The following is a 26,058-nucleotide window of genomic DNA, read 5'->3' as shown; positions in this document are numbered from 1 at the left end:
ATGTGTCGATCACTGTCGAGCTCCTTTTGATTGTGATTGTAATGACCGGCGAGAATTTCAACGGAACGTGCCAGGCGCCCTGAACAGCAACGGCTGGGGCCTGGCGGGACGACTGAGCAAGCTGTCACGGGTAAACAGTTGCGGGCGTTCGATCACGTAGCCTTGAGCGTAGTCGACCCCGATCTCCAGCAAGGCCTGTTCAATCTGGGGTGTTTCGACAAACTCGGCAATCGTACGCTTGCCCATGACGTGGCCGATGTGATTGATCACCTCGACCATGGCACGGTTAATCGGGTCGTCCAGCATATCCTTTACGAAACTCCCGTCGATCTTCAGGAAGTCTACAGGCAAATGTTTCAGGTACGCGAACGAGGACATTCCGGCACAAAAGTCGTCGAGTGAAAAATGGCAGCCTAAGCCTTTGAGTTCATTAATAAATCGGATCGCGCTGCCAAGATTTGAAATTGCACTGGTTTCTGTAATTTCAAAACAAATCATTTCAGGCGGAATCGAATACGTCACGAACTGTTCGCGCAGGAAGTCCAGGAACGCTTCATCGCCGATGGTCGTGCCTGACAGATTGATCGCACACATGGCCAGCGGAAGATGACGGTGTTCGACCCGGCACTGGGCAATGATCTTGAACACGTTCTGCACGACCCAGCGATCCAGTGAACTCATCAGGCCATATCGCTCGGCCGCCGGAATGAAACTGTCGGGCAGAATCATTTTCCCGGCTTCATCGTGCAGGCGCAGGAGGATTTCAATGTGCCCGCTGCCGGGATCGACGTGACCAAGCGGGGCAATTTCCTGGGCGTACAGGCAGAAGCGGTCTTCTTCCAACGCCATGTGCAGACGCTGCACCCAAGCCATTTCACCAAAGCGCAGGGACAATTCCGAGTCATCCGGATGGTAGACCTGGACCCGGTTACGACCCTTTTCCTTGGCCATATAGCACGCCATGTCGGCGGCACGCAACGAGGCTTCCAGCGTTGTCGGGTTCTGCGCGACATGCACCAGGCCGATACTGACCGTCGTCACGAACGGCCGCCCCTTCCAAACAAAGTGCAGGTTCTGCACGGTCTGGCGCAAGCCCTCGGCAATTTTCTCCGCAGCCTGCGGCATACAGTTTTCCAGCAGGATGCCGAACTCGTCACCGCCCAGACGCGCCAGGGTATCGCCCTCGCGCAGCCCGGATTGCAGCAGCGCGCAAATATGCCGCAGCAGCTCATCGCCCGCCGCGTGGCCGCAAGTGTCGTTAACCAGCTTGAACTGATCCAGATCGAGGAACATCAACGCGTGGCGCCCCGAATAACGGGTCAGGTTGTGCAGGGCCTGTTCCAGTCGATATTCGAATTCGCGCCGGTTGGCCAGCCCGGTCAAGGCGTCGTGGGTCGCTTGCCACGACAGATTGGCGATGTACTGCCGCTCCTGGGTCATGTCATGCAGCACCAGCACCGTCCCGCTGACCTTGCCGGCATTGCGGATCGGCGCGCCCACCAGGGTGACAGAAACCGTGCTGCCGTCCAGGCGCTGGATCAACTTGGAATGTTCGCTGCCGCCGCTGAGCTGGCCGCTGAGAATCCGCTCGATCAGGGTGAAACCATCGGTCTGGGCATTTTCGTCCAGCAGGTTGAACAGTGCTGCCAGCGGCAGCCCGGTCGCCTGTTCTGCCTTCCAGTGAGTCAACGCCTCGGCCGCCGGGTTCATATAGGCAATCGCCCCCGAAACATCGGTGGTGATCACCCCATCACCAATCGATTGCAGGGTGATCTGCGCCCGTTCCTTCTCCAACTGCAAGGCATCGGCGAAGGCGTGGCGCTGTTTGAGTAACTTATGCGTGCGCATCAGGGCCAGGGCAATCAGGCCCAGGGCCGTGGCCAGGTTGGTCACCAACAACAGCCGCAAAATCACCCGCGAGCCTTCGCCCAGCGCATCGCTGAATGCCTTGGCTGCTGGCGTCACACCGTCGTTGATGGCAAAAATCTGCTCCTTCCAGCGCTGTACGTCTGCTTTTGAAACCGGGCTGGCGGTGATGTGCTGATGCATGTCCCGGGCAACGTCATCGAGCTTGTCCAGATAGGCGTCGCCCACGGTCCAGAGGTCGATGGCCTTTTCCAGGTAGCTGAAATGCCGGAAATTGAGGTATAGCCAGATCAGGCTGGAGACATCGTCGCGATGATTGCCGCCCTTGAGAATGCCCGCTCGTGCCGCTTCGATGTTCGGCGGCTGATGATCCAGCGCCACGCGCAGTTCGTGGCTGCCCTGGGGCACGGAAATCGCGTACTGGTACTTGCGAAATATCGCTTCGTCGCCGCTGTCAGCATAGAGATTGAGGTAATAGATGGCGTCTTTCTGGCCCTTGGACCACAAGCTTTCACCAGCGACATAGCCGCGAACAGCCGACAGTACATACAGGCTGACGCCACCCAACAAGGCCTGAAACAGCACAACGGCGATGAATGGCCAGACGATGCCCAACAACCGTGGCGTTCCGAGAGTCGGCGTTTGATTCATAAGGTCCCTTGCATTAGCACTGCCTGTTCGTCTTCCGGACGAAATCGCTATAGCTAGACTAGGGTGCCTTCCAAGTCCAGGCAAGTGATGAACAAAAAACACACGTCGTCCCCGCAATATCTATATACCGCACGGACTCTCTTTCAGGTCGTTGTAATCGGTGCGAGCCCCTGTGGCACCACAGGGAACCGACGAAATACGACAAGAGAAGCCACATCATGCAAATACCCCCCTCAAATATCCCAGACGCCTCATCCCCAACCACCGTTCAGGCCCATCAGGGTCAACTCCAGGACCTTGAATTGTTGCTATCAGTGTTGCGTGAAAAGACAGGCTCGCTGTCTCATTTTTCTCAAAGTCTATTCAGACCCCGATCTTTTTCCCCTTTGGATCTAGCTAACGAAACCGGGCAAGAAGCGTTGCAGCAGTTGCTTTTGGATCCCGACTACCGTGCCCTCTGCAAACATTACAATGTTTCTGCGCACTACCTGACCGTGACCTTGAAGGAAGGGACCTATGTTTATGAGTCTTCAAATCGCGAAGGTGCAAACAAGACCGAACTGCCCCTGACAGGCAACGAAAACTGGCAAGCGCTTCGAACCCGAATCGAAAAGGCTGCCACTGCGCTGGGCGGACAAATTCGCTATGACCGCCTTATCTCGGCCCCCAGATTTGCAACGTTTTACGGGTTGCACCCCTGGGATCCGGCTGATATCGATAAACATGCGGCCGCCATTGACTCCCTTGAAGAAAAGATCTCAAATTTCCAATTGGGTCTGGAAGACGACTTCAACCTGCTGGATCTCAGACCTGCTCTTACAGCAAAAACCCGAACAGTTCCTGCCGCCCTGACAACTGAAGCCCAGGATGAACTGCAGAGGCAGTTCTTTACAGGTGAAATCAAAAGAGTCATCCAGTCGTTTCTACCAGAAGGCATTACATCCCCTCTGACCCATCTGTCCACGAACATTCTTGCGTCAGTCACCCCGGAACAGTTGGGTGCCAAACCAACCGTTTTTCTACAAAAAATCCTGCAAAGTCCAGAGGCCGAAAAACTGGCAATCGCCTTGTTGGAGATGATGGATTGGTACGGCGGAAAAACTGACGAAGAAACCTCGCCTCACATCCGCACCAAAGTGTTAGCTCAAGCGCTGCGAATCTGGTTCAAATCGCGATTTATTGAACACCCCGAAACGATAGCCAGTTATGACTTGAAATCAAAAGCTAACTGGGGAAAAAGTTACAACGACATATGGGCGGAATTTAAAAAGCATTTACTCACATCAAAGCGGGCCACCTCAGAAAAAGAAGCCATCATTATGGCGAAATTGTTTCTCAGCGAATTTCCAACCGAATTTCGCATCAGCGATATTCCAAAAGAGCTTCCTTACAGAAGCTCAGCTGTTTGGGTAAACTTCGTGAGCGGCGTAAACCTCATAAGTCTTACCGACCCGAAGGCGCTTTACAGAAAAACATTCCAGCAACTGGTTGACTTGCCTTTAAAAACATGTGAACAAACAGAAAAAGAACAACTGCTCGCTGTCACTCTCGCAAGACTATTGCCGACCGTCGAGTGGGCAGTAACTCAAAACATAGTCCCTCAAAAACGATACGAAGAATATTCACAGATCGAAATAGACTTAGCTTCATCAGAACTGGATGCATACATCGACGCTTTGAACGACTCACATAACAAACTCAACAAAGCAACACCCGAACGCCTGCTCATTGCAAAAAAAATCATCGAGCATGATTTCCCCAAAGTAATTTATAACGACTCCGCAATCGATTTTTTGGGGAATGACCATGAGCTGGCGGAACCCGCTCGATATATTAACTGGACAGCAGGACGATCGGTTGTCGACGTCGTGGCGGACAATAACTTTTACGACAAAAAATTATGGATCGTCATCAAAAAAGATAGCAAAACCCCTCTTTTTTCACTTTGGCTAGATAAAAATAGAAAACTCAACACTGCAAACACTGCAAACACATCACCTGGCAAAGCACACAAAACCATTCGCAACGCCAAAGCACTATTTGAACAACAGTTCAAAGAGCACTTAGCCTCACTGACTGACGCCTATAAAACACTGATAAAAAGTTTGTTGGCATCCCTTACGTTCTCTGACCGGCAGGCACTGGAGTTGGGAACGATCAAGATATACACCCTTAGAAAGGAAACGAAAATAATAGAAGCCAAGAACGAAACGCCTGAAAATACATTACCTTTCCGAGCCCGTAATGGCCTGCTATTGCTGACTACATACAAAGGTGTTACGAGCACATTTGAGCTGTTACCGAGAGCCGGTGTTATACGTCGCCTCAACAATCTGCACACCACGTTGTTCGGTGGCCTACTCACTTCCGAGACCTGGCACATAGTCATGAATCCTGTACACGTCGAAGTCTTGCGCCATAAGACATTACCCTTCGACTGGACCGCTCATGCGACAGGCAGTGAACCAATGAGTCCAGTGCATTGTGAGGCCATTATCGAACAACTGGGCCAAACATTCACACCCCCCGACAGCACTATGGAGCATGCCGACGATGTAGCACTGACGATAAACTCAAAACGCAGCCAGGAAATCAGCCACTTCATCGCTACTGAACTGCTGTTCGTTGACCCAAAAGCACTCTACGAGGCTGCTTTCGGTGAAACACAGTTTGACCGCGCCAGGTCAGCTCAGAAAAAATTCGAAAATCTCGCCAAGTATCTCGTCCCATTCTGGAACCCTATCGAAGACATAATCTCCGACAATGTAGCGCGTAAAGTGAATGGCGCATTCGGTCTATGGATGGACCTGACATCATTTGCCACACCCATTGGCAAACTGTTCTCCGGCTCCATGAAACTGTTGCTCAATGCAGGCCGCCTGACGGTATCCGCGAGGCTCACGGCATTTGGGGCGCTGACTAAAGAAGTGTCGATCTTGACCCTGCAAGCATTGAACCCGGGTGGTGGAGTCGGCTCGCTGCTCCAGGTGCTGGCATCCCGGGGACTAAAGCTGGCTAAATCCGGCATTTTCAGAATCAAATCCATAACGGGGAGGGCCGGCCGCTACGATTTTTCTCGGAGCCTGCCACAAATCAGCGATACGGGCCGATGGAGGCCTTTGTCTACCGGCGATCGACTGGCTTCAGTCAAAGGCCTGGAAGATGTGCCTGTACGCAATATCGGTTCCACACTCTCGCCAGCTTTCCATGCAGTCGATCCCGTTTCAGGTAAACCTTTCGGACCGCGCTTGTCCACGCAGGATATATCAATGGGCCCTTCGACCTATCAGAGTGTGGGCATTGCCGGTAACAATGAGCTGTATTTAATTGCCGAAACAGCGAATATGCGAAAGACATTAGGTGTTGATGGTAGGACAACTGTGTTTATCGACAACGTGCCATATCGAAATCATGATAGCGCTTTGAGGCGTGTCGACAGCCTCGATGCAAGTGCGAGCTTAAAGACTGTGCCTTGTCGTTCTCGCAGGGCTCCCGCAGAGATCTGCAAAACCAAGTATGTCATTGCCGATCTTCCAGCGGAGCGCCCTAGTCCGGGCACTTTTCAGGAGGAGAATAATTGGGCTCCCTGGTTCGGGGATGGCCGATTCACACCTTCTCAACCGACAGCAACCCAAGCGCATTCACTCCTCGCGTACGAAGGGAAAATTTACGAACTTAAGGACGGCAGACTTCTCACCTACAAAGGAAAGCCTCAATGGATCGGCCTGAAGCAAAAAACGCCCGTCGTTAAAGAAACCATCACTGGCCGCCTCGAATTTCAACAGGGTATTTATGGAGGCTTGAAGGTAACCGGCAGTGCTGAAAACATTAATGATGTGCATGAGGTCGGGGCTCTAGTGGTCTATAGCAAGGACAAAAGCCATCGGTATGTTTTCGCCAAGCTGCATCTCGATGATTACTACATGGTCAAGCTTTCAGCTAGCGAGAGCATCCAGGGACCATTAAATATAAACAAGGTGAACAAACAGCAATTCCTGAAAGATTCGGCCGAAACAGAGCTATTACGTATATACACAGGCTCCTTGAATGCTAACAACACGGTACGCATCCATGGACGAAACAAGGTTCATGAGGCGCTGGACAAAATCGATGAGTTCGCGGTAATCATCGGGGCGCCGGCGAGCCCCTTCAAGGAATTGAAGCATGTAAAGGTGACAGCCTATCCGGCATCATCGCTACTGTTTGACGGCCCAACAAGGGCAACTGTCAGCACCCTTCCAGAGGGTGCAAATTTATGGGTAAAAAGTACTGTGACCTCTCCGCAACTACAGGACAACGTTGCAAAAAAATTTGACGATCTTTTTTTAAGGGCTGCAAGTGAGGCACCGAACAGCACAAAGATCGACAACGCGATGGTCGATCTACAAAACCTGCTTCCAAACCATCATCAGCAAAAGTTGCGTAATATCGCTTTTGCCGAAGTCAAAACAGCGGCGGGAAACATGGAAGTTTACGTTAGCGTTTCTGGAGTCGGAGACAACACCAGACACCTGCCCCTATTCAACACCAACCCAAATAATCCAGTTGTAACGCACAACGGCTCGGTGTATTTCAACATCGACAAGATGAGAAGTTCAATAACGCCTGACTCGTTAACATTATCGCGGGACGGGACGTTGCTATCGATCCCTCACCCGATATCAGACCCTGCCCGAGCCGACGTTATCCAATGGGCAACATCCGCAGACAGCGAGAGTAAATTGATCGGTTACATCAGCGAGAAATACCCAACAGCCGGTGAGATCAAATCGATCAATGTTGTCACTACCCTGCCGCCATGCGACTCGTGCTCAGTTATTCTGAAAGGGTTCGGTTATGACCACGGAGTCGACGCGCTCAACGTGATATGGGGCAAACGCCCCAATGTACACGCAACGCAGTCCTGACAACTTCAGCGGAAAATCCACTGGCATTTACCATTCTTCGAACACCAGGCTCAATGCTGCTGCAAATGCCCATAAAGTTTGGCGTATAAGCCGCCATCGGCAATCAGTTGCTGGTGATCGCCATCTTCGGCAATCTGCCCGCCGTCGAACACCAATACCCGGTCGGCCTGTTTCACCGCCGAAAGACGATGGGCAATGATCAGCGTCGTGCGGTTGCTCAGGAACCGCGCCAGGGCCTGGTGCAGATTGTATTCGGTGGCGGCGTCCAGCGCCGAGGTGGCTTCGTCGAGGATCACCACTTTGGGTTCGGCCAGGACCATGCGGGCGATGGCCAGGCGTTGACGCTGCCCGCCGGACAAACGCACGCCGGATCGCCCGACGATACTGTCCAGGCCATTGGGCAAGTCGCGCACCGTGGCCTGCAATTGCGCGATTTCCAGCGCCTGCCAGCATGCCTCGTCGCTGCGCTCACGGCCCATGGTCAGGTTGGCGCGGATGGTGTCGTTGAACAGCGCCGGATGCTGCAGGACCACGGCGACATTTTCACGTACGGTCTCCAGGCCAATCTCCTGCTGGGTCGAACCGCCGAAGCGAATGGTGCCGGCCAACGGGGTGTACAAGCCCAGCAGCAACTGCACGAGCGTGCTCTTGCCGCCGCCACTGGCGCCCACAATCGCGACCTTTTCGCCGGGTGCGATCGACAGGTTCATCTGGTTCAGGACCAGCTCATCGCCATAACCGAAGCTAAGTCCCTGTACTTCCACGCCAACGGTTTCGCGACCGATGAACGGGTCGACACCGCCCGGGTATTGCGGTTCATCGGCACGAGACAGCAGCTCGTTGATCCGCGACAGCGCGCCACTGGCGGCGTAGTAGGCATATTGCAGGTTCAGCAGTTGTTCGACTGGACCGATCATGAACCACAGGTAGCTGAACACCGCGAGCATCTGGCCGATGGACAAGTCGGAAAACAGCACGGTGAGCATCGCTGCGGCCCGGAAAATATCGATACCGAACTGGAACAATAGGCCGCTGGCGCGGTTCGAGGCATCGGTTTTCCACTGCGAATTCACCGCGTAATCACGTACGTCACGGGCGCGTTGCCCGAGGCGTCCGAGAAAGAAGCCCTGACGATTGCCGGCGCGCACTTCCTGGATCGCATCGAGGGTTTCGGTCAGCGCCTGGGTGAAGCGAGAGGTGCTGTCGTTCTCGAGTTTCTTCAGGTGTTTGACCCGCTTGCCCAACTGCACCGTGGCGTAGATCACCAGCGGGTTGAACAAAAGGATCAGCAATGCCAGTTGCCAATGCATCCACACCAGAATGCCCGCCGTGCCCACCAGGGTCAGCATGGCCACGAGGAAACGGCTGAGGGTTTCACCGACGAACTTGTCCAGTGTGTCCAGGTCGGTGACCAGGTGCGTGGTCACCGTGCCGCTGCCCAGGCTTTCGTATTCGCCCAGGGAGATCCGTTTGAGTCGCTCGATCAGGCGGATGCGAATGCGGTAGACGATGTCCTTGGCCAGCCCGGCGAACAATTTCGCCTGCACCACGTTGAACAACAGTGCCGAGCAACGCAGGGTCAGGGTCACCACCAGCATCAGGCCGATGTAGCCCGCCGCTTTCTGCCAGCCTTCGGGCAGCGCATGGTTCATGATTTTCAGTGCGGCATCACCATGGCCCAGCAACACCTCGTCGACCAACAACGGCAGGAGCAAGGGAATCGGCACACTGCACAAGGTCGCCAGCACGGCCACGCCGTTGGCGATCCACAGGGATTTCTTGTGATGCAAGGCCAGCCGGCGGATTTCCGCCCAGCTCAGGCGGTCGACACGTTTAACGGGAACGACATCATCGGGCAGGTCATGCACAGGCAGCGCGCTCCAGCCAGCGGCCGAGCAACGGGGACAACTCACTCAGAGGCTGATAGCCATTGGTCAACAACGCGAGTTGACCGTTACGTTCAGCCAGCAAGGTAGGGAAACCGGCAATGCCCAGGTCCTGGACCCAGGTGAAATCGGCGGCTGTGGCGGCGTGCATATCGGCCCGGTCGAACGCGCCGGCGAACTCGATGCGCGGCAAACCGGCCTGTTCCGCCAACTCCACCAGCACACTGGCTTGGGTGACGTCACGGCCTTCGGCATAAAACGCATGCTGGATCAGACCGAGCAGTTTCCATGCGCAATCGGGCGCCAGGCTGCGTGCGGTCACCAAGGCCCGGCAAGCCGGCTCGGTATCGTAGACAAAGCCGTCGGGCAGCGCGCCTTCGAGCTTGAACGGCTGGCCGGTGGCCTCGGTGACCGCCTGCCAATGCTCAAAGATGTAGCGCCGGGTCGTCGGTTCCAGCGCCGCACCGCTGCCGGTGCGCAAACCGCCGACAACCAGATGCACGTCCACCCCTGCCGCTTGCGCCTGCTCGACCAGTGCGTTGGCCACCGGGGCAAATCCCCAGCACCACGAACACATCGGGTCCATCACATAGAGCAGGCGCGCAGTCATGGGTCAGGCCTCGGTGGATGCTTGCTTATAGTTGTAGCCGATCGGGTGAGGCTGGTTGCGAGCCTTGGCCAGTTCGATCTGCTTCTGCCGGTCAATGGCACTGCGACGGGTCTTTTCACTGAGCTTATCCCAGCAATGCGGGCAGCTGATGCCGGCCACGTAGTGCTCGGACGCGCGGTCTTCGACGCTTATCGGCGTACGGCAGGCATGACATTGATCGTAGTCGCCTTCGCTCAGGTCGTGACGAACGGTCACGCGGTTGTCGAACACGAAGCAGTCGCCCTGCCACTTGGTTTCTTCCTGCGGCACCTCTTCGAGGTACTTCAGGATGCCGCCCTTGAGGTGATAGACCTCACCGTAGCCTTCGCTGAGCATGTAGCTCGACGCCTTTTCGCAGCGGATGCCGCCGGTGCAGAACATCGCGACCTTCTTGTGCACGGCCGGGTCGAAATTGGCTTTGATGTAGTCGGGGAATTCGCGAAAACTGGTGGTCTTCGGGTCGATGGCGCCTTCGAAGGTGCCGATCGAGACTTCGTAGTCGTTGCGGGTGTCGATCAACAGCACTTGCGGGTCGCTGATCAGCGCGTTCCAGTCCTGCGGATCAACGTAGGTGCCGACCTTTTTGTTCGGGTCCACGCCTTCCACGCCGAGGGTGACGATTTCTTTCTTGAGTTTGACTTTGGTGCGGTAGAAAGGCTGATCGTCGCAGTACGACTCTTTATGGTCGATGTCGTCCATGCGCGGGTCGTTCTTGAGCCAGGCCATCAGTCCGTCGATGCCTTCACGGCTGCCGGACACGGTGCCGTTGATGCCTTCTTCGGCGATCAGCAGGGTGCCTTTGATGCCGTTGTCGACCATCGCCTGCAGCAGGGGCTCGCGCAGGTCGACGTAGTTTTCCAGGGTGACGAACTTATACAGTGCCGCCACGACAATCTGTTGTGTCATGGGTAATTCTCCAGGTGGCTACCCTCGTAAGGGGTGAACCGGATGCGAAAAAAAACGCGCCGGGTGAGCGGCGCGTTGCGTAGTCTAACAAAAATTAGACTCCCTGTAGGAGCGGGCTTGCCGGCGATAGCGATCTCAAGGACGCCTTCGCCGGCAAGCCGGCTCCTACAGGGTATATGTCAGGCCGGAAAAGCTTTTCCGATCAATGTTTGCTACCGCCAGCACAGGTCGGCGACGCGGGCGCCGCGTCGATCTGTGCCCATTCCTCTGGCGTGTAGGTATGCAGCGCCAACGCATGGAACTCGCCCATCAGCTCGCCGAGCGTGCCGTAGACCTTCTGGTGGCGCTTGACCCGGTTCAGGCCATCGAACTGCGTGCTGACCACCACGGCCTTGAAGTGGGTCTGCAAGCCACGGCTGTGCATGTGGCTTTCATCGAGCACTTGCAGATGCTCCGGCTGAAGCAGCGCCAGCGTCGATTCGATGCGTTGTTGCATGGTCATACCGAACTCCGCTTAAGGCTTTTTCTTGACGGGAGCAGCCGCGTCTTTCGGCGTCAGCTCGGCGGTCATGTCAGCCAGCAGCTTGTTGACCACCGGCACTGCGCTTTCCAGCTTGGCCTGGGTCATCTGTGCCGATTGCTGGGTCAGCTGAGGCATTTTTTCCAGGACTTTCTTGCCCAGTGGCGACTGGTAGAACGCGACCAGGTCCTTGAGCTCGGATTCGCTGAAGTTGCTGGTGTAGAGCTTGACCATGTCCGGCTTCAGCTTGTTCCAGCCAATCGCCTGGTCCAGGGCGGCGTTGGCCTTGGCCTGATAGGTTTCCAGCACGGCTTTTTTCGATTCAGGGGCTTTGGTCTGTTCAAACCGCTGGGCAAACATCTGCTGTACTTGCATGTACACCGGCGTGCCCAGTTTGTCAGCGTGCGCCATGGTCAGGAAAGCCTCGGCACTGGCGTTGTGGCTGGCGGTATCGGCAAGAACATGGCCGCTGGCACAGACCAGAGCAACCGCGGTACAGATGGCACGAAGACGAGTCATCGAGTTTCCTTTTCTAGCTGGCGAGGTAAAACCCCAAGGGCGTCCATTCTGCGCCTAAAAAAGTGTGTCACTCAACCCCAAGCCTTGTCGCTGCTGATTTAGAGGGCTTCAATGGTGCAAATCGAGACTGATGGAACCACGGCCGGCGACCACGGCCTAAACTGCGCAATCGGACCTACAGGAGTGAGCAAGATGAGCCGTATCGAAACCGACAGCCTCGGCCAGGTTGAAGTCCCGGATGAAGCCTATTGGGGCGCTCAGACGCAACGCTCGCTGATCAATTTTGCCATCGGCAACGAACGCATGCCGCTAGCGGTGTTGCACGCCCTGGCGCTGATCAAGAAAGCCGCGGCACGGGTCAATGATCGCAACGGTGACATACCCGCCGATATCGCCCGCCTGATCGAACAGGCAGCCGACGAAGTGCTCGCCGGCGACCACGACGACCAGTTCCCGCTGGTGGTCTGGCAAACCGGCAGCGGCACCCAGAGCAACATGAACGTCAATGAAGTGATCGCCGGGCGTGCCAACGAACTGGCCGGCAACCCGCGCGGCGGCAAGTCCCCGGTGCACCCCAACGATCACGTTAATCGCTCGCAGAGCTCCAACGACTGCTTCCCCACCGCCATGCACATCGCGGCGGTCCAGGCGGTGCAACAGCATTTGCTGCCGGCGATCAGCGAACTGTCCGGCGGGCTGGCCGAGCTATCGGCGCGCCATATGACGTTGGTCAAGACCGGCCGCACCCACATGATGGACGCCACACCGATCAGCTTCGGCCAGGAAGTCTCGGCGTTCATCGCACAACTCGATTACGCCGAGCGGGCGATCCGCAGCGCCCTGCCCGCGGTCTGTGAGCTGGCCCAGGGCGGAACCGCCGTCGGCACCGGGTTGAATTCGCCCCACGGCTTCGGCGAGGCCATCGCCGCCGAGTTGGCCGCCCTCTCCGGATTGCCGTTCATCACCGCGCCAAACAAGTTCGCCGCATTGGCCGGCCATGAGCCGTTGACCACTCTGTCCGGCGCGCTGAAAACCCTGGCCGTAACCTTGATGAAAATCGCCAACGACCTGCGCCTGCTGGGTTCCGGCCCACGCGCAGGCTTCGCCGAAGTCAGGCTGCCGGCCAACGAGCCGGGCAGTTCGATCATGCCGGGCAAGGTCAACCCGACCCAGTGCGAAGCCTTGTCGATGCTGGCCTGCCAGGTGCTGGGCAATGATGTCGCCATCGGCTTTGCCGCCAGTCAGGGCCACTTGCAGCTGAACGTGTTCAAACCGGTGATCATCCATAACCTGCTGCAATCGATCCGTTTGCTGGGTGATGGATGCAGCAACTTCCAGCAGCACTGCATCGCCGGCCTGGAGCCGGATGCGGAAAAAATGGCGCAACACCTGGAACGGGGCTTGATGCTGGTGACAGCGCTCAACCCGCACATTGGTTATGACAAATCGGCGGAAATCGCCAAGAAGGCCTACAGCGAAGGGCTGACCCTGCGCGAGGCGGCGTTGCAGCTTGGGTACCTGACCGACGAACAGTTCGATGCGTGGGTCAGGCCGGAGAATATGCTGGAGGCCGGGGCCAAGGGCTGAATGCTTTAGCGCCTGTCAGTTTGTCTTCGCGGGCAAGCCCGCTCCCACAGGTTTTGCGTCGTCCACAAAATGGAGGAACGCCACAAAATCTGTGGGAGCGTGGCTTGCCCGCGATGAACGATAACGCGGTCTAACTGGCCGCCATCCGCAACTTCCGAGCCTTCAACCCCGCCATCAACGAAGGCCCCAACGCCACCAGCGCCGACCCCAGTACCACCAGCACCGCGCCGCCATAACCCAGGCCATTGATCGTCTCGGCATGCACAAAGTCAGGCCACAGCCATGCGGCCATCGCTACCGCGGCAAAGGTCACCAACGGCGTGATGGCCAGTGTCGCACTGACCCGTGAGGCTTCCCAATGGGCCAGGGCTTCGGCAAACGCGCCATAGGCAATCAGGGTATTGAGGCAACATGCGAGCAGCAGCCAACCTTGTAGCGGGTTCAATTGCAGCGCTTCGAGCGGATGCACCCACGGCGTCAGCAGCGCCGCGCAAAACAGGTAGATCACCATCATCACCTGCAGCGAATTCCACACCGTCAGCAATTGCTTCTGCCCCAGGGCATAGAAGGTCCAGACCGTGGACGCCAGTAGCACCAGCAGCACGCCGGCGGTGTAATCGGTCAGGGAGGTCAGCAACTCGCTCAGGCGCTGGTTGAAAAACAGCGCGAAGCCGATCAACAGCACCAACAGGCCGATGCCCTGCCCCAGGCTGAAACGCTCCTTGAACACAAACAGGCTAGCGATCAGCAACATGATCGGGCCCATCTGCACCACCAGTTGCGCGGTGCCGGGGCTGAGCAGGTTCAGGCCCATCAAATACAGCACATAGTTCCCGACCAGGCCCAGCACCGCCATCAGCACCAGCCAGCCGCCCCGTGGGCCGAGCACTTTGCGGCTGGGCAGGCGTTTGGTGGCGGAGAGGTAGATAAAAAGACAACTGCCGGAGACCATCAGGCGAAACCAGGTTACGGTCACCGGGTCCATCACCAGCAGCACTTGCTTGAGCTTGATCGGCAGGATGCCCCACAACAACGCGGTCAGCAGGGCCAGGAACAAACCGTACACCCAGCGACCCGATGAAATGTGCATGTGAACCCCAAAAGCCGAATAACAGGAGCGGTCATTCTAGGCGCACAGCAGCGCGGCACACAGAGACAGTTAGGCGCTGGCCGCGAATGAAACTGTGCAGGTCGCAAAAGGAAAAACCGCGGCGCCGCAATCGCGAGCAGGCTCACTCCCACAGGATTTATGGCGTCCACAAGATGTGTGACCGACGCCGACACGGTGGGAGCGGGCTTGCTCGCGAAAGCCATTTAACAGTCGCTGCAAATCCCGATGCGGTTAACGCACCGCTTCAAACAGCCCGCTAGCCCCCATCCCGCCACCCACGCACATGGTGACGATGCCGTAGCGCAGATTGCCTCGCTGCAGTTCGCGCACAAGGTGCCCGACCTGGCGCGAACCGGTCATGCCGAACGGATGGCCGATGGAGATCGAACCGCCATTGACGTTGTACTTGTCGTTGTCGATCTCAAGGCGATTGCGCGCATACAGGCACTGCGAAGCGAACGCCTCGTTGAGTTCCCACAGGTCGATATCGGCAATCTGCAAGCCTTTGGCCTTGAGCAGTTTCGGCACCGAAAACACCGGGCCGATGCCCATCTCGTCCGGCTCGCAACCAGCCACGGTAAACCCACGGAAAAACGCGATCGGCTTGAGCCCCAGTTCCAGCGCTTTCTCCAGGCTCATCACCAGGGTCATGGACGCGCCGTCCGACAGCTGCGACGAGTTGCCGGCGGTGACCGAACCGTCTTCGGCGAACACCGGCTTCAAACCGGCCAGGCTTTCCAGGGTGGTGTCCGGGCGATTGCAGTCATCGCGGTCGACAACACCGTCGAGAATCTGCACTTGTCCGGTGTTTTTGTCCTCGACGCGGTATTTCACCGCCATCGGCACGATTTCATCGGCAAACAGCCCGGCCGCCTGCGCCTGTGCGGTGCGTTGCTGGCTTTGCAGGGCGTACAGGTCCTGCTCTTCACGGCTGACGTTGTACCGACGGGCGACGATTTCAGCCGTCTGGCCCATCGGAAAATAGATGCCCGGAACCTGTTCCTTGAGCAGCGGGTTGATCAGGTTGTCGGTGTTGACGCTTTTCATGGTCAGGCTGATGGACTCGACGCCACCGGCGACGATGATGTCACTGCAACCCGACGCGATCTGGTTGGCGGCAATCGCAATGGCCTGCAAGCCCGAGGAGCAAAAGCGGTTGAGGGTCATGCCGGCCGTGCCGGTGCCCAGGCGCGACAGGACAGCGACGTTGCGCCCGATATTGAAACCCTGGGCGCCTTCGTTGGAGCCTGCACCGATGATGCAGTCCTCGACGCTCGCCGGGTCGATACCGGTGCGTGCCAGCAATGCATCGACACAATGGGCCGCCATGTCGTCCGGGCGGGTCATGTTGAATTTGCCGCGAAAGGATTTGGCCAGGCCGGTCCGCACGCTGTCGACGATCACCACTTCACGCATGGCATACCTCATTGTTGTTGTGAGTTGAGAGAGGCCTGAGCATAAGTCCGGCGCTTTACCCTCCGCGACAATCATTCACCCCGCGTATGCGCAACCATCGCTTCAATCCTTTTGCTTATGCTTCTTGTCATGCCGGTCGGCTTTTTCGAACGCCTCTTCGAGTGCCCGGTTGATGGTGCGCAAGACCTTGACCCGGGCCCAGCGCTTGTCATTGGCCTCCACCAGGGTCCATGCCGAAATCCCGGTGCTGGTGCGGTCGACCATGTCGCCGACTGCCGCGCGGTAGTCGTCCCATTTGTCGCGATTGCGCCAGTCGTCTTCGGTGATCTTGAAACGCTTGAAGGGAATCTGTTCGCGCGCCTGGAAGCGTTCCAGTTGCGTCTGCTTGTCGATGGCCAGCCAGAACTTCACCACGATGACCCTGGCGTCGGTGACCTGCTCTTCGAAATCGTTGATTTCACCGTAGGCGCGCAGCCAGTCCGCCGGGCTGCAAAAACCTTCGACGCGCTCCACCAGCACCCGGCCATACCACGAACGATCGAACACGGTGAACTTGCCCCGGGCCGGCAGATGCCGCCAGAAGCGCCACAGATAAGGTTGCGCCCGCTCCTCTTCGGTGGGCGCGGCAATCGGCACGATACTGTACTGGCGCGGATCGAGCGCTGCCGCCACGCGCCGGATCGCCCCGCCCTTGCCGGCCGCATCGTTGCCTTCGAACACCGCCACCAGGGCGTGGCGGCGCATGCGCTTGTCACGCATCAACCCAGAAAACCGTGCTTGCTCGGTGATCAGTTGCTCTTCGTAATCGTCTTTTTCCAGACGCAGGGTCAAGTCCAGGCTGTCGAGCAGGTTGACCTGGTCGACACTGGGCAACACCGGGGCGGCGCTGACTTTTTCCGGGTGGATCTTCGGCCGCTTCAGGGCGTTCTGCAGGCCTTCGAGCAGAATCCGCCCAACCACCAGATTGCGATAATGCGGGTCCATTCCGGCGATCACGTGCCATGGCGCGTAGTCACGGCTGGTGCGGCGCAGGACTCGTTCACCGTACTTCACGAAGCGGTCATACGTCTGCGATTGCTGCCAGTCCAGCGGGCTGATGCGCCAGCTGTGCAGCGGGTCGTCGGCCAGTGCCTTGAGCCGCGCCTTCATTTGCTTCTTGGAGAGATGGAACCAGAACTTGAAGATCAGCGCGCCTTCGTCGGTGAGCATCTTTTCCAGGCGCTCGGCGGCATTGATTGCCTGGTCGAGGCGCGGGTCCTTGAACTCGCCATGCACTCGCCCCTGCAGCATCTGGCTATACCAGTTGCCGAAGAAAATCCCCATGCGGCCCTTGGCGGGGAGCATCCGCCAGTAACGCCAGGCCGGGGGACGTGCCAGTTCTTCGTCGGTTTGCTGGTCGAACGTGCGCACCTCGATCAGGCGCGGGTCCATCCACTCATTAAGCACCTTGATCGTCTCACCCTTGCCGGCGCCTTCGATGCCATTGATCAAAATGATCACCGGAAAGCGGCGTTGCTGCTGCAATTCGAACTGCGCTTCGAGCAACGCTTCGCGCAGGGCCGGCACTTCGGCGTCATAGGTGTCTTTGTCGATGGTGTGATCGATTTCGGCAGATTCAAACATGTGTGGCTCCCTTGCGGATGTGAGCAAGACTAGCGGATTGAAACAAAGGCCAGCGCAGTTTTTCCGTCTGGCCCCGGCTTCTGTGGCGAGGGGGCTTGCCCCCGTTGGGTCGCGAAGCGGCCCTGAACTCAGCCATTCGGGTCTGTCAGGTAAGTCCGGTTGGCTGGTTTTACGACTGCTTCGCAGCGGAACGGGGGCAAGCCCCCTCGTCACAAAGGGTTTGACCATGTCGACGATCGGCTAGAATGCCCACCTTGCCGTTGCCGAGCCCGCCATGAAACCTGTATTGCCCCACGCCCAGCTCGACTGGGACGACCAAGGTCGCCCGTATTCGCGCGTATTCGACGATGTGTATTTCTCTGACAAGTCGGGGCTCGACGAAACCCGTTACGTCTTTATCGAGCAGAACCGCCTGACGGAACGCTTTGCCGCGCTGCCCGACGGTGGACGGCTGGTCATCGGGGAAACGGGATTCGGCACCGGGTTGAATTTCCTGTGCGCCTGGCAGGTGTTCGAGCAACACGCGCCGGCCGGTGCACGGCTGCATTTTGTCAGCGTCGAAAAATACCCGCTGAGCCCGGCCGATCTGCAGCGCGCCCTGGCGCTGTGGCCGGAGCTCAAAGTGTTTGCCGATCAGTTGCTGGCGCAATACGTGGCCATTCACCAGGGTTTTCAACGCCTGACGCTGGATAACGGCCGAGTCACCCTGACGCTGCTGATCGGCGACGCCCTGGAGCAATTGCCGCAGTTCGATGCACAGATTGACGCCTGGTTCCTCGACGGCTTCGCCCCGGCGAAAAACCCTGACATGTGGACCGCCGAACTGTTTGCCGAACTGGCGCGCCTGGCCGCGCCCGGTGCCTCCATCAGTACCTTCACCAGCACCGGTTGGGTACGACGCCTGCTCAACGCTGCCGGTTTCAAGATGAAACGCACCCCCGGCATCGGCCACAAATGGGAAATCCTGCGCGGCGAATTCCTCGGCTGGCCCGAGCAAACCCCGGTGCCACCCGCCGCTAAACCGTGGTTTGCCCGCCCTGCCCCACTGACCGGCGAACGCCATGCGCTGGTGATCGGTGCCGGGCTGGCCGGGTGTGCCAGCGCCGCCAGCCTCGCTGCGCGGGGCTGGAAAGTGACGCTACTGGAACGTCATGACAGCATCGCCCAGGAAGCCTCGGGCAACCCGCAAGGCGTGCTCTACCTGAAGTTATCGGCCCACGGCACGGCGCTGTCGCAAATGATCCTCAGCGGGTTCGGTTACACCCGACGCCTGCTCGAACACTTGCAACGGGGTCGCGACTGGGACGATTGCGGCGTCTTGCAATTGGCGTTCGATGCCAAGGAAGCCGAACGCCAGAGCCAATTGGCCGACGCGTTTCCAGCCGATTTGCTGCAATTGCTCGATCAACCCGAAGCGCAAGCCGTGGCGGGTATCGGGCTTGCCCATGGCGGCCTGTTCTATCCCGAAGGTGGCTGGGTCCATCCGCCAGCGCTGTGCCAATGGCAGGCTGCGCATCCACAGGTTCAGTTGCTCACCCATCACGAAGCCGTGGAATTGCGCAGGGTCGAAGACCACTGGCAAGCCTGGGACGGCGAGCGATGTCTGGCCAGCGCTCCCGTGGTGGTGCTGGCCGGGGCCGCTGAGATCCGACGTTTTCCCCAGAGTACGGAGTTACCGCTCAAACGCATTCGCGGGCAAATCACCCGCCTGGTGCAAACCCCGCAGAGCCAGGTGCTGGGCACCGTGGTGTGTGCCGAGGGCTACGTCGCCCCCGCACGCCTGGGCGAACACACACTGGGCGCCAGTTTCGATTTCAAGAGCGATGACCTGACGCCGACCACGGCCGAACACCTGGGTAACCTGGCCATGCTCGAAGAGATTTCACACGATCTGGTCGAACGACTGGAGATCGAACACCTCGCCCCTGAAAGCCTCGAGGGTCGCGCCGCCTTTCGCTGCACCAGCCCCGACTACCTGCCCATCGTCGGACCCTTGGCCGACACCCAGGCATTCACTCAGGTGTACGCCGCGCTGGGCAAGGATGCGCGCCAGGTGCCAGTTGTCCCGTGCCCATGGCTTGACGGCCTGTACATCAACAGCGGCCATGGCTCGCGCGGCCTGATCACCGCGCCGCTGTCTGGGGAATTGCTCGCAGCCTGGCTGGACAACGAACCCCTGCCGTTGCCCAGAAGCGTGGCTGAAGCCTGCCATCCCAACCGTTTTGCGTTGCGGCGCCTGATTCGAGGCAAGTAATCGCTTCAACTGCCGAATCGCCCTCTCGGGGCGATTCGGCCGTAGTCCCGCGCGCATATAACTCATCGTTCTAAAACTCCCCTTACCGAGGCGGGTCAGTTTCTGAGTACCCGCCGTGTTGGCGGGTAACCGATCGACCCTCCCCAACGGAAAAACCGGTAAGGAATTTATGTGCGGATTAGCTGGCGAGTTACGTTTTGATCATCAACCTGCAGACCTTGCAGCCGTTGAACGAATCACCCATCACCTGGCCCCCCGAGGCCCCGATGCCTGGGGTTTCCATAGCCAGGGTCCCATTGCCTTGGGCCATCGGCGACTGAAAATCATGGACCTGTCGGACGGCTCGGCGCAGCCGATGCTCGACCCGCAACTGGGCTTATCCCTGGCGTTCAACGGCGCGATCTACAATTTTCCCGAATTGCGCGTCGAACTTGAAAGCCTGGGTTACGCCTTCTATTCCGGTGGCGACACCGAAGTGTTGCTCAAGGGCTACCACGCCTGGGGCGAAGCACTGTTGCCAAAACTCAACGGCATGTTTGCCTTCGCCATTTGGGAACGCGATGCCCAACGCCTGTTCATCGCCCGTGACCGACTGGGCGTAAAACCGTTGTACCTGTCGCGCACCGGCCAGCGCCTGCGCTTTGCCTCGGCGTTGCCAGCACTGCTCAAGGGTGGCGACATCAACCCGATCCTTGATCCGGTGGCACTCAATCACTACCTGAATTTCCACGCGGTGGTCCCGGCACCGCGCACCTTGCTCGCCGGCATTGAAAAACTGCCGCCAGCGACCTGGATGCGCATCGAAGCCGATGGCCGCACCGAGCAGAAAACCTGGTGGACCCTGCCCTACGGCCCACACGACGATGAGAAAAACCTGACCCTCGAAGACTGGCGCGACCGGGTGCTCGACAGCACCCGCGAAGCGGTGGCGATTCGTCAGCGTGCAGCGGTGGATGTCGGCGTGCTGCTGAGCGGCGGCGTCGATTCGAGTTTGCTGGTGGGCCTGTTGCGCGAAGTCGGCGTGGAAAACCTGTCGACCTTCTCCATCGGCTTCCAGGATGCCGGTGGCGAGCGCGGTGACGAGTTCCAGTATTCGGACCTGATCGCGCGGCACTACGGCACGCAGCATCACCAATTGCGCATCGATGAAAAAGAGATCATCGAGCAGTTGCCCGCCGCGTTCCGCGCCATGAGCGAGCCGATGGTCAGTCATGACTGCATTGCCTTCTACCTGCTGTCCCGGGAAGTCGCCAAACACTGCAAGGTAGTCCAGAGCGGCCAAGGCGCCGACGAGCTGTTCGCCGGTTATCACTGGTACCCGCAAGTGGATGGCGCAAGTGACCCGTATGCCGCGTACCGCGAAGCGTTTTTCGACCGCAGCTACGAAGACTACGCCGCCACCGTGCAACCGAAATGGCTGACCGCGAATGACGCCGCCGGTGACTTCGTCAAAGCCCATTTCGCCCAGTCCGGCGCCGAAGCGGCGGTGGACAAGGCTTTGCGCCTGGACAGCACGGTGATGCTAGTGGACGACCCGGTCAAACGCGTCGACAACATGACCATGGCCTGGGGCCTGGAGGCGCGCACGCCGTTTCTCGACTATCGCCTTGTGGAGCTGTCGGCACGGGTGCCGGGCAAATTCAAACTGCCGGATGGCGGCAAGCAGGTGCTCAAAGAAGCGGCGAGACAGGTGATCCCCAGTGAAGTGATCGACCGTAAAAAAGGTTACTTCCCGGTGCCAGGCCTCAAGCATTTGCAAGGCGATACGCTGGACTGGGTGCGCGAGTTGCTGCTCGATCCGCGCCAGGACCGCGGCCTGTTCAACCCCGCCATGCTCGACCGCCTGCTAACCGACCCACAGGGGCAATTGACGCCATTGCGCGGCTCGAAGCTGTGGCAACTGGCGGCGCTCAACCTGTGGCTCAGCGAACAAGGAATCTGACCGATGAAACCTCACGCCACGGCTTTCAGCCAACGCCTGTTGCGCGGCCAGTCACCTTCCTACGAACGTTTGCAGGCACGCCTGGCCGAGGATGGCAGCGAACTCGGCGCTGCGCCGATTGCCGTGCATTGTGGCTGGGGCCGCCTGTTGATCGGCCACACCTTTGCCGATGCCGCAAGCCTGGCCAGCGAGTTGCTCAACGAGCAGCCGGGCGAGCGCGACATTGCCCTGTACGTCGCCGCCCCCCAGCAAGTGCTCGGGCTGGAGCCGGCGCAGCTGTTCCTCGACCCGTCCGATACTTTGCGCCTGTGGTTCAGCGATTACCGCCAGGCGACCCGGGTGTTTCGCGGCTTTCGCATTCGGCGCGCACAAAGCGACGCCGACTGGCAGGCCATCAATCAGCTGTACCAGGCCCGAGGCATGCTGCCGATCGACGCCACCCTGCTGACGCCGCGGCATCTCGGCGGCCCGGTGTACTGGCTGGCGGAAGACGAGGACAGCGGCGCCGTCATCGGCAGCGTCATGGGCCTCAACCACCAGAAGGCGTTCAATGATCCGGAACATGGCAGCAGCCTGTGGTGCCTGGCGGTCGATCCGCATTGTGCGCGGCCGGGTGTCGGTGAAGTGCTGGTGCGGCATTTGGTCGAGCACTTCATGAGCCGCGGGCTGGCTTACCTCGACTTGTCGGTGCTGCACGACAATCGCCAGGCAAAAAACTTGTACGCCAAGCTCGGTTTCCGCAACCTGTCGACCTTCGCCATCAAGCGCAAGAACGGCATCAACCAGTCGCTGTTTCTCGGGCCGGGACCCGAGGCCGAGTTCAACCCCTATGCACGGATCATTGTCGAGGAAGCGCACCGGCGTGGCATTGATGTGCAGGTCGACGACGCCGAGGCCGGCCTGTTTACCCTCAGCCATGGCGGGCGCCGGGTGCGTTGCCGCGAATCCCTTAGCGACCTGACCAGCGCCATCAGCATGAGCCTGTGCCAGGACAAGAGCCTGACCCATAAAGTGCTCAAGGCTGCCGGATTGAACCTGCCGGCGCAGCAACTGGCCGCCAACGCCGATGACAACCTGGCATTTCTCGATGAGCACCGACGCCTGGTGGTCAAACCGCTGGACGGTGAGCAGGGCCAAGGCGTAGCGGTCGATTTGCAGTCTATCGAGGAGGTGCAGCAAGCCATCGAAGCTGCCCGCCACTTCGACAGTCGCGTGCTACTGGAGAGCTTCCACGAAGGCCTCGACCTGCGCATCCTGGTGATCGGTTTTGAAGTGGTTGCGGCCGCGATTCGCCGGCCGGCCGAAGTGGTCGGCGACGGTCAACACTCTGTCGGTGCATTGATCGAAGCGCAAAGCCGACGGCGACAAGCGGCCACGGACGGCGAAAGCAAAATCCCGCTGGACGCCGAAACCCAACGCACCCTGCATGCCGCCGGATACGACTACAGCAGCATCCTGCCGGCAGGTGAGCATCTGTTCGTACGACGCACAGCGAATCTTCATACCGGCGGCGTGCTTGAGGACGTCACGGCGATCCTGCACCCGACGCTACAGGATGCCGCCGTACGCGCCGCGAGAGCGCTGGACATTCCCGTCGTCGGCCTGGACCTGATGGTGAGCGCCGCCGATCAACCGGACTATGTGTTTATTGAAGCCAACGAGCGCGCCGGGCTGGCCAATCATGAACCGCAGCCAACGGCGGAGCGGTTTGTGGACCTATTGTTTCCGCACAGTCAGCCGGCGGTCTCTTAATGATGTGCTGCCTGGGCTGGCCCCTTCGCTGGCAAGCCAGCTCCTACAGGGACTCATTCGAATGTAGGAGCTGGCTTGTCCGCGAAGGCGGCCTGACAGGCACCCAATAAATCCCCTCATCGAAACCATCGATGCGCTCAACCCATCAGGAGTTTCCATGACCCGCACAATCCCCGAACCGGACCTCGCCTACCTGCAAAAAGTCCTGCTGGAAATGCTCGCCATCCCCAGCCCGACCGGGTTCACCGACACCATCGTGCGCTACGTCGCCGAACGCCTTGAAGAACTGGGTATCCCGTTTGAAATGACTCGTCGCGGCACCATTCGCGCCACCCTCAAGGGCAAGAAGAACAGCCCTGACCGTGCCGTATCCGCGCACCTGGACACCATCGGTGCGGCCGTGCGTGCGGTGAAAGACAACGGCCGCCTGACCCTAGCGCCCGTCGGCTGCTGGTCCAGCCGTTTTGCCGAAGGCAGCCGGGTCAGTCTGTTTACCGACAACGGTGTGATCCGCGGCAGTGTCTTGCCGCTGATGGCCTCCGGGCATGCGTTCAACACCGCCGTGGATGAAATGCCGATCAGCTGGGATCACATCGAGTTGCGCCTGGACGCCTACTGCGCAACCCGCGCCGATGGCGAGTCGCTGGGTATCAGCGTCGGCGATTTCGTCGCCTTCGACCCGTTGCCGGAGTTCACCGAAAGCGGCCACATCAGCGCCCGTCACCTTGACGACAAGGCCGGCGTGGCAGCGCTGCTGGCGGCGCTCAAAGCGATTGTCGACAGTGGCGAAGAACTGATGATCGACTGTCATCCGCTGTTCACCATCACCGAAGAAACCGGCAGCGGTGCAGCGGCGGCATTGCCCTGGGACGTCAGTGAGTTTGTCGGCATCGACATCGCACCCGTCGCGCCGGGCCAACACTCCAGCGAGCATGCGGTCAGCATCGCCATGCAGGACTCCGGTGGACCGTATGACTATCACCTGTCGCGCCACCTCCTGCGCCTGGCCAGCGACAACGAATTGCCGGCCCGCCGCGACCTGTTCCGCTACTACTTCAGCGACGCCCATTCGGCGGTCACTGCGGGTCACGACATCCGCACCGCCCTGCTCGCCTTCGGCTGCGACGCCACTCACGGCTATGAACGCACCCACATCGACAGCCTCGCGGCCCTGAGCCGCCTGCTCGGCGCATACATCCTCAGCCCGCCGGTGTTCGCCAGCGATGCACAACCGGCCAAGGGCTCTCTGGACCGCTTCAGCCATCAACTGGAACATGACACGCAGATGGAAAGCGACACACGGGTACCGTCGGTGGACAGCCTGGTGGGGCAGCGGTCGGAGAGTTGAACCAGGGTGTTCATTGCCTGACAAACCGCTATCGCGAGCAGGCTCGCTCCTACAGTGGGTCGCATTTCCCTGTAGGAGCAAGCCCGCTCGCGATAGCGCCAGACCAAGCACCAGAAAATCCCGGGCTAGCCGCACACGTCCAATCGCCGTAGCATCGCGCCACTGATCCAAACGAGGTGCCTATGCTGATCCCCCACGACCAACTTGAAGTCGACACCCTCACCCGTCTGATCGAGGATTTCGTGACCCGTGACGGCACCGACAACGGTGACGACACGCCACTGGAAACCCGCGTACTGCGCGTGCGCCAGGCGCTGACCAAGGGGCAGGCGCTGATCGTCTTCGACCCGGAAAGTGAGCAATGCCAACTGATGCTCAAGCATGACATCCCCAAGCACCTGTTTGACTGAAAGCCTTCAGCGCTCGCTGGTTTTCGCCCGTTCGTTCTGGATACGTTCGTAAACCTCGGCGCGATGCACATGGATACTCTTTGGGGCTTCGACGCCAAAACGGATGCTGTTGCCATTGATGGTCAGAACACGCAGGGAAATGTTGTCACCGATGGCAATCACTTCGCCCTCGACGCGGGTGAGTACGAGCATGAGGTATGTCCTTCAAGGGTTACCGGCCCCTGAAGATGCCCGGCATGCGGCCTGCCTTCAATGCATCGCCGCCAAACCAGAACGGACTGACAGCCCGCTACCCTCCCCTCTGACGGAAAGGTCTGACAAACACTCGCACGCAGCGCGACGCCTCAGGATGCAGAGAATCTCGGGCCAAACAGAATGATGCTCGCGCCAATCATACACAGTGCCACGCCCAGCCAGTCCGAACCCAATGGGCGAACCCGCTCGACCACGGCCAGCCAGCCAATGGACGCAACGATGTAGATACCGCCGTAGGCGGCATAGGCGCGGCCGGCGTAAGTCGCTTCGATACGCGTCAGCAACAGGGCGAAGAGGGTCAGGCTGAGGAGTGCCGGCGCCACCCACCAGATGCTTTTACCCTGGCGTAGCCACATCCAGAAAGCGAAGCAACCGGCAATTTCGAACAGCGCGGCGAGGAAAAACCACAGGTAATTGAGCATGCAAGCGTCTCGCGAGGATGGCCGATGGCGGCCA

At 58.9% G+C, this 26,058-nt stretch carries 18 protein-coding genes; 7 read left to right on the top strand and 11 right to left on the bottom strand.

What is annotated here, in order from left to right; genetic code table 11:
* Positions 1–57: 57 nt before the first annotated feature.
* Entirely contained in the window at positions 58–2,517 is a 2,460-nt protein-coding gene (locus tag J1D76_RS03560; protein WP_421137056.1) for an EAL domain-containing protein, read from the bottom strand.
* A 218-nt stretch (positions 2,518–2,735) separates the two neighbouring features.
* Between J1D76_RS03560 and J1D76_RS03555 the strand changes: the two genes are divergently transcribed.
* A complete protein-coding gene (locus tag J1D76_RS03555) occupies positions 2,736–7,424 on the top strand; it encodes a deaminase domain-containing protein (protein WP_421137055.1) in 4,689 nt (1,562 codons plus the stop codon).
* Positions 7,425–7,474: 50 nt separating this feature from the next.
* On the opposite strand, the gene J1D76_RS03550 is transcribed toward J1D76_RS03555, so the two are convergent.
* The 5 genes from J1D76_RS03550 to J1D76_RS03530 form a co-directional block, all read right to left on the bottom strand.
* Positions 7,475–9,292: an ABC transporter ATP-binding protein gene (locus tag J1D76_RS03550; protein WP_421137054.1), complete on the bottom strand. Its 1,818-nt coding sequence runs from the start codon at positions 9,290–9,292 to the stop codon at positions 7,475–7,477.
* A complete protein-coding gene (locus J1D76_RS03545) occupies positions 9,285–9,887 on the bottom strand; it encodes a DsbA family protein (RefSeq protein ID WP_421137104.1) in 603 nt (200 codons plus the stop codon). Before J1D76_RS03545 ends, J1D76_RS03550 begins: the two co-directional genes overlap by 8 nt.
* A gap of 36 nt (positions 9,888–9,923) precedes the next feature.
* Positions 9,924–10,865 carry a rhodanese-related sulfurtransferase gene (locus tag J1D76_RS03540; RefSeq protein WP_421137053.1) on the bottom strand — a complete coding sequence of 314 codons (942 nt, stop codon included), beginning with the start codon at positions 10,863–10,865 and terminating at the stop codon, positions 9,924–9,926.
* A gap of 202 nt (positions 10,866–11,067) precedes the next feature.
* Positions 11,068–11,367: a BolA family protein gene (locus J1D76_RS03535; protein ID WP_421137052.1), complete on the bottom strand. Its 300-nt coding sequence runs from the start codon at positions 11,365–11,367 to the stop codon at positions 11,068–11,070.
* Between the two features lie 12 nt (positions 11,368–11,379).
* On the bottom strand, positions 11,380–11,904 hold the full coding sequence (locus J1D76_RS03530; RefSeq protein WP_421137051.1) for a DUF2059 domain-containing protein: 525 nt from the start codon (positions 11,902–11,904) through the stop codon (positions 11,380–11,382).
* Between the two features lie 192 nt (positions 11,905–12,096).
* Between J1D76_RS03530 and J1D76_RS03525 the strand changes: the two genes are divergently transcribed.
* Positions 12,097–13,491, top strand: coding sequence for a class II fumarate hydratase (locus J1D76_RS03525; protein WP_421137050.1), 1,395 nt, complete (start codon positions 12,097–12,099; stop codon positions 13,489–13,491).
* Positions 13,492–13,621: 130 nt separating this feature from the next.
* Here J1D76_RS03525 and J1D76_RS03520 read toward each other — a convergent pair whose 3' ends face one another.
* The 3 genes from J1D76_RS03520 to pap all read right to left on the bottom strand — a co-directional run bounded on the left by J1D76_RS03520 (position 13,622) and on the right by pap (position 17,641).
* Positions 13,622–14,581 carry a DMT family transporter gene (locus J1D76_RS03520; RefSeq protein ID WP_421137049.1) on the bottom strand — a complete coding sequence of 320 codons (960 nt, stop codon included), beginning with the start codon at positions 14,579–14,581 and terminating at the stop codon, positions 13,622–13,624.
* A gap of 252 nt (positions 14,582–14,833) precedes the next feature.
* Positions 14,834–16,018 carry a thiolase family protein gene (locus J1D76_RS03515; protein ID WP_421137048.1) on the bottom strand — a complete coding sequence of 395 codons (1,185 nt, stop codon included), beginning with the start codon at positions 16,016–16,018 and terminating at the stop codon, positions 14,834–14,836.
* 102 nt (positions 16,019–16,120) lie between these two features.
* Positions 16,121–17,641, bottom strand: a complete 1,521-nt coding sequence (pap, locus tag J1D76_RS03510; protein WP_421137047.1) for a polyphosphate:AMP phosphotransferase — start codon at positions 17,639–17,641, stop codon at positions 16,121–16,123.
* 274 nt (positions 17,642–17,915) lie between these two features.
* Between pap and mnmC the strand changes: the two genes are divergently transcribed.
* The 5 genes from mnmC (at position 17,916) to J1D76_RS03485 (ending at position 25,347) form a co-directional block, all read left to right on the top strand.
* Positions 17,916–19,895, top strand: a complete 1,980-nt coding sequence (gene mnmC, locus J1D76_RS03505) for a bifunctional tRNA (5-methylaminomethyl-2-thiouridine)(34)-methyltransferase MnmD/FAD-dependent 5-carboxymethylaminomethyl-2-thiouridine(34) oxidoreductase MnmC (protein WP_421137046.1) — start codon at positions 17,916–17,918, stop codon at positions 19,893–19,895.
* Between the two features lie 169 nt (positions 19,896–20,064).
* Positions 20,065–21,837, top strand: coding sequence for an N-acetylglutaminylglutamine amidotransferase (locus tag J1D76_RS03500; protein WP_421137045.1), 1,773 nt, complete (start codon positions 20,065–20,067; stop codon positions 21,835–21,837).
* Positions 21,838–21,840: 3 nt separating this feature from the next.
* Positions 21,841–23,589 (top strand): N-acetylglutaminylglutamine synthetase, encoded by a 1,749-nt coding sequence (gene ngg / locus J1D76_RS03495; protein WP_421137044.1) that lies wholly within the window; start codon positions 21,841–21,843, stop codon positions 23,587–23,589.
* Positions 23,590–23,746: 157 nt separating this feature from the next.
* Positions 23,747–24,937 (top strand): osmoprotectant NAGGN system M42 family peptidase, encoded by a 1,191-nt coding sequence (locus J1D76_RS03490; protein ID WP_421137043.1) that lies wholly within the window; start codon positions 23,747–23,749, stop codon positions 24,935–24,937.
* Between the two features lie 182 nt (positions 24,938–25,119).
* Positions 25,120–25,347 (top strand): YheU family protein, encoded by a 228-nt coding sequence (locus tag J1D76_RS03485; protein WP_421137042.1) that lies wholly within the window; start codon positions 25,120–25,122, stop codon positions 25,345–25,347.
* 6 nt (positions 25,348–25,353) lie between these two features.
* On the opposite strand, the gene csrA is transcribed toward J1D76_RS03485, so the two are convergent.
* Both csrA and J1D76_RS03475 read right to left on the bottom strand, forming a co-directional pair.
* On the bottom strand, positions 25,354–25,539 hold the full coding sequence (gene csrA / locus J1D76_RS03480) for a carbon storage regulator CsrA (RefSeq protein ID WP_421137041.1): 186 nt from the start codon (positions 25,537–25,539) through the stop codon (positions 25,354–25,356).
* Between the two features lie 152 nt (positions 25,540–25,691).
* Positions 25,692–26,024, bottom strand: a complete 333-nt coding sequence (locus J1D76_RS03475) for a YnfA family protein (protein WP_421137040.1) — start codon at positions 26,022–26,024, stop codon at positions 25,692–25,694.
* Between the last annotated feature and the right edge of the window lie 34 nt (positions 26,025–26,058).

Source organism: Pseudomonas sp. NFX15, from assembly GCF_049132105.1.
GTDB lineage: Bacteria > Pseudomonadota > Gammaproteobacteria > Pseudomonadales > Pseudomonadaceae > Aquipseudomonas.
The sequence above is the reverse complement of the archived record's forward strand: the minus strand, read 5'-3'. Positions and strand labels throughout refer to the sequence as shown.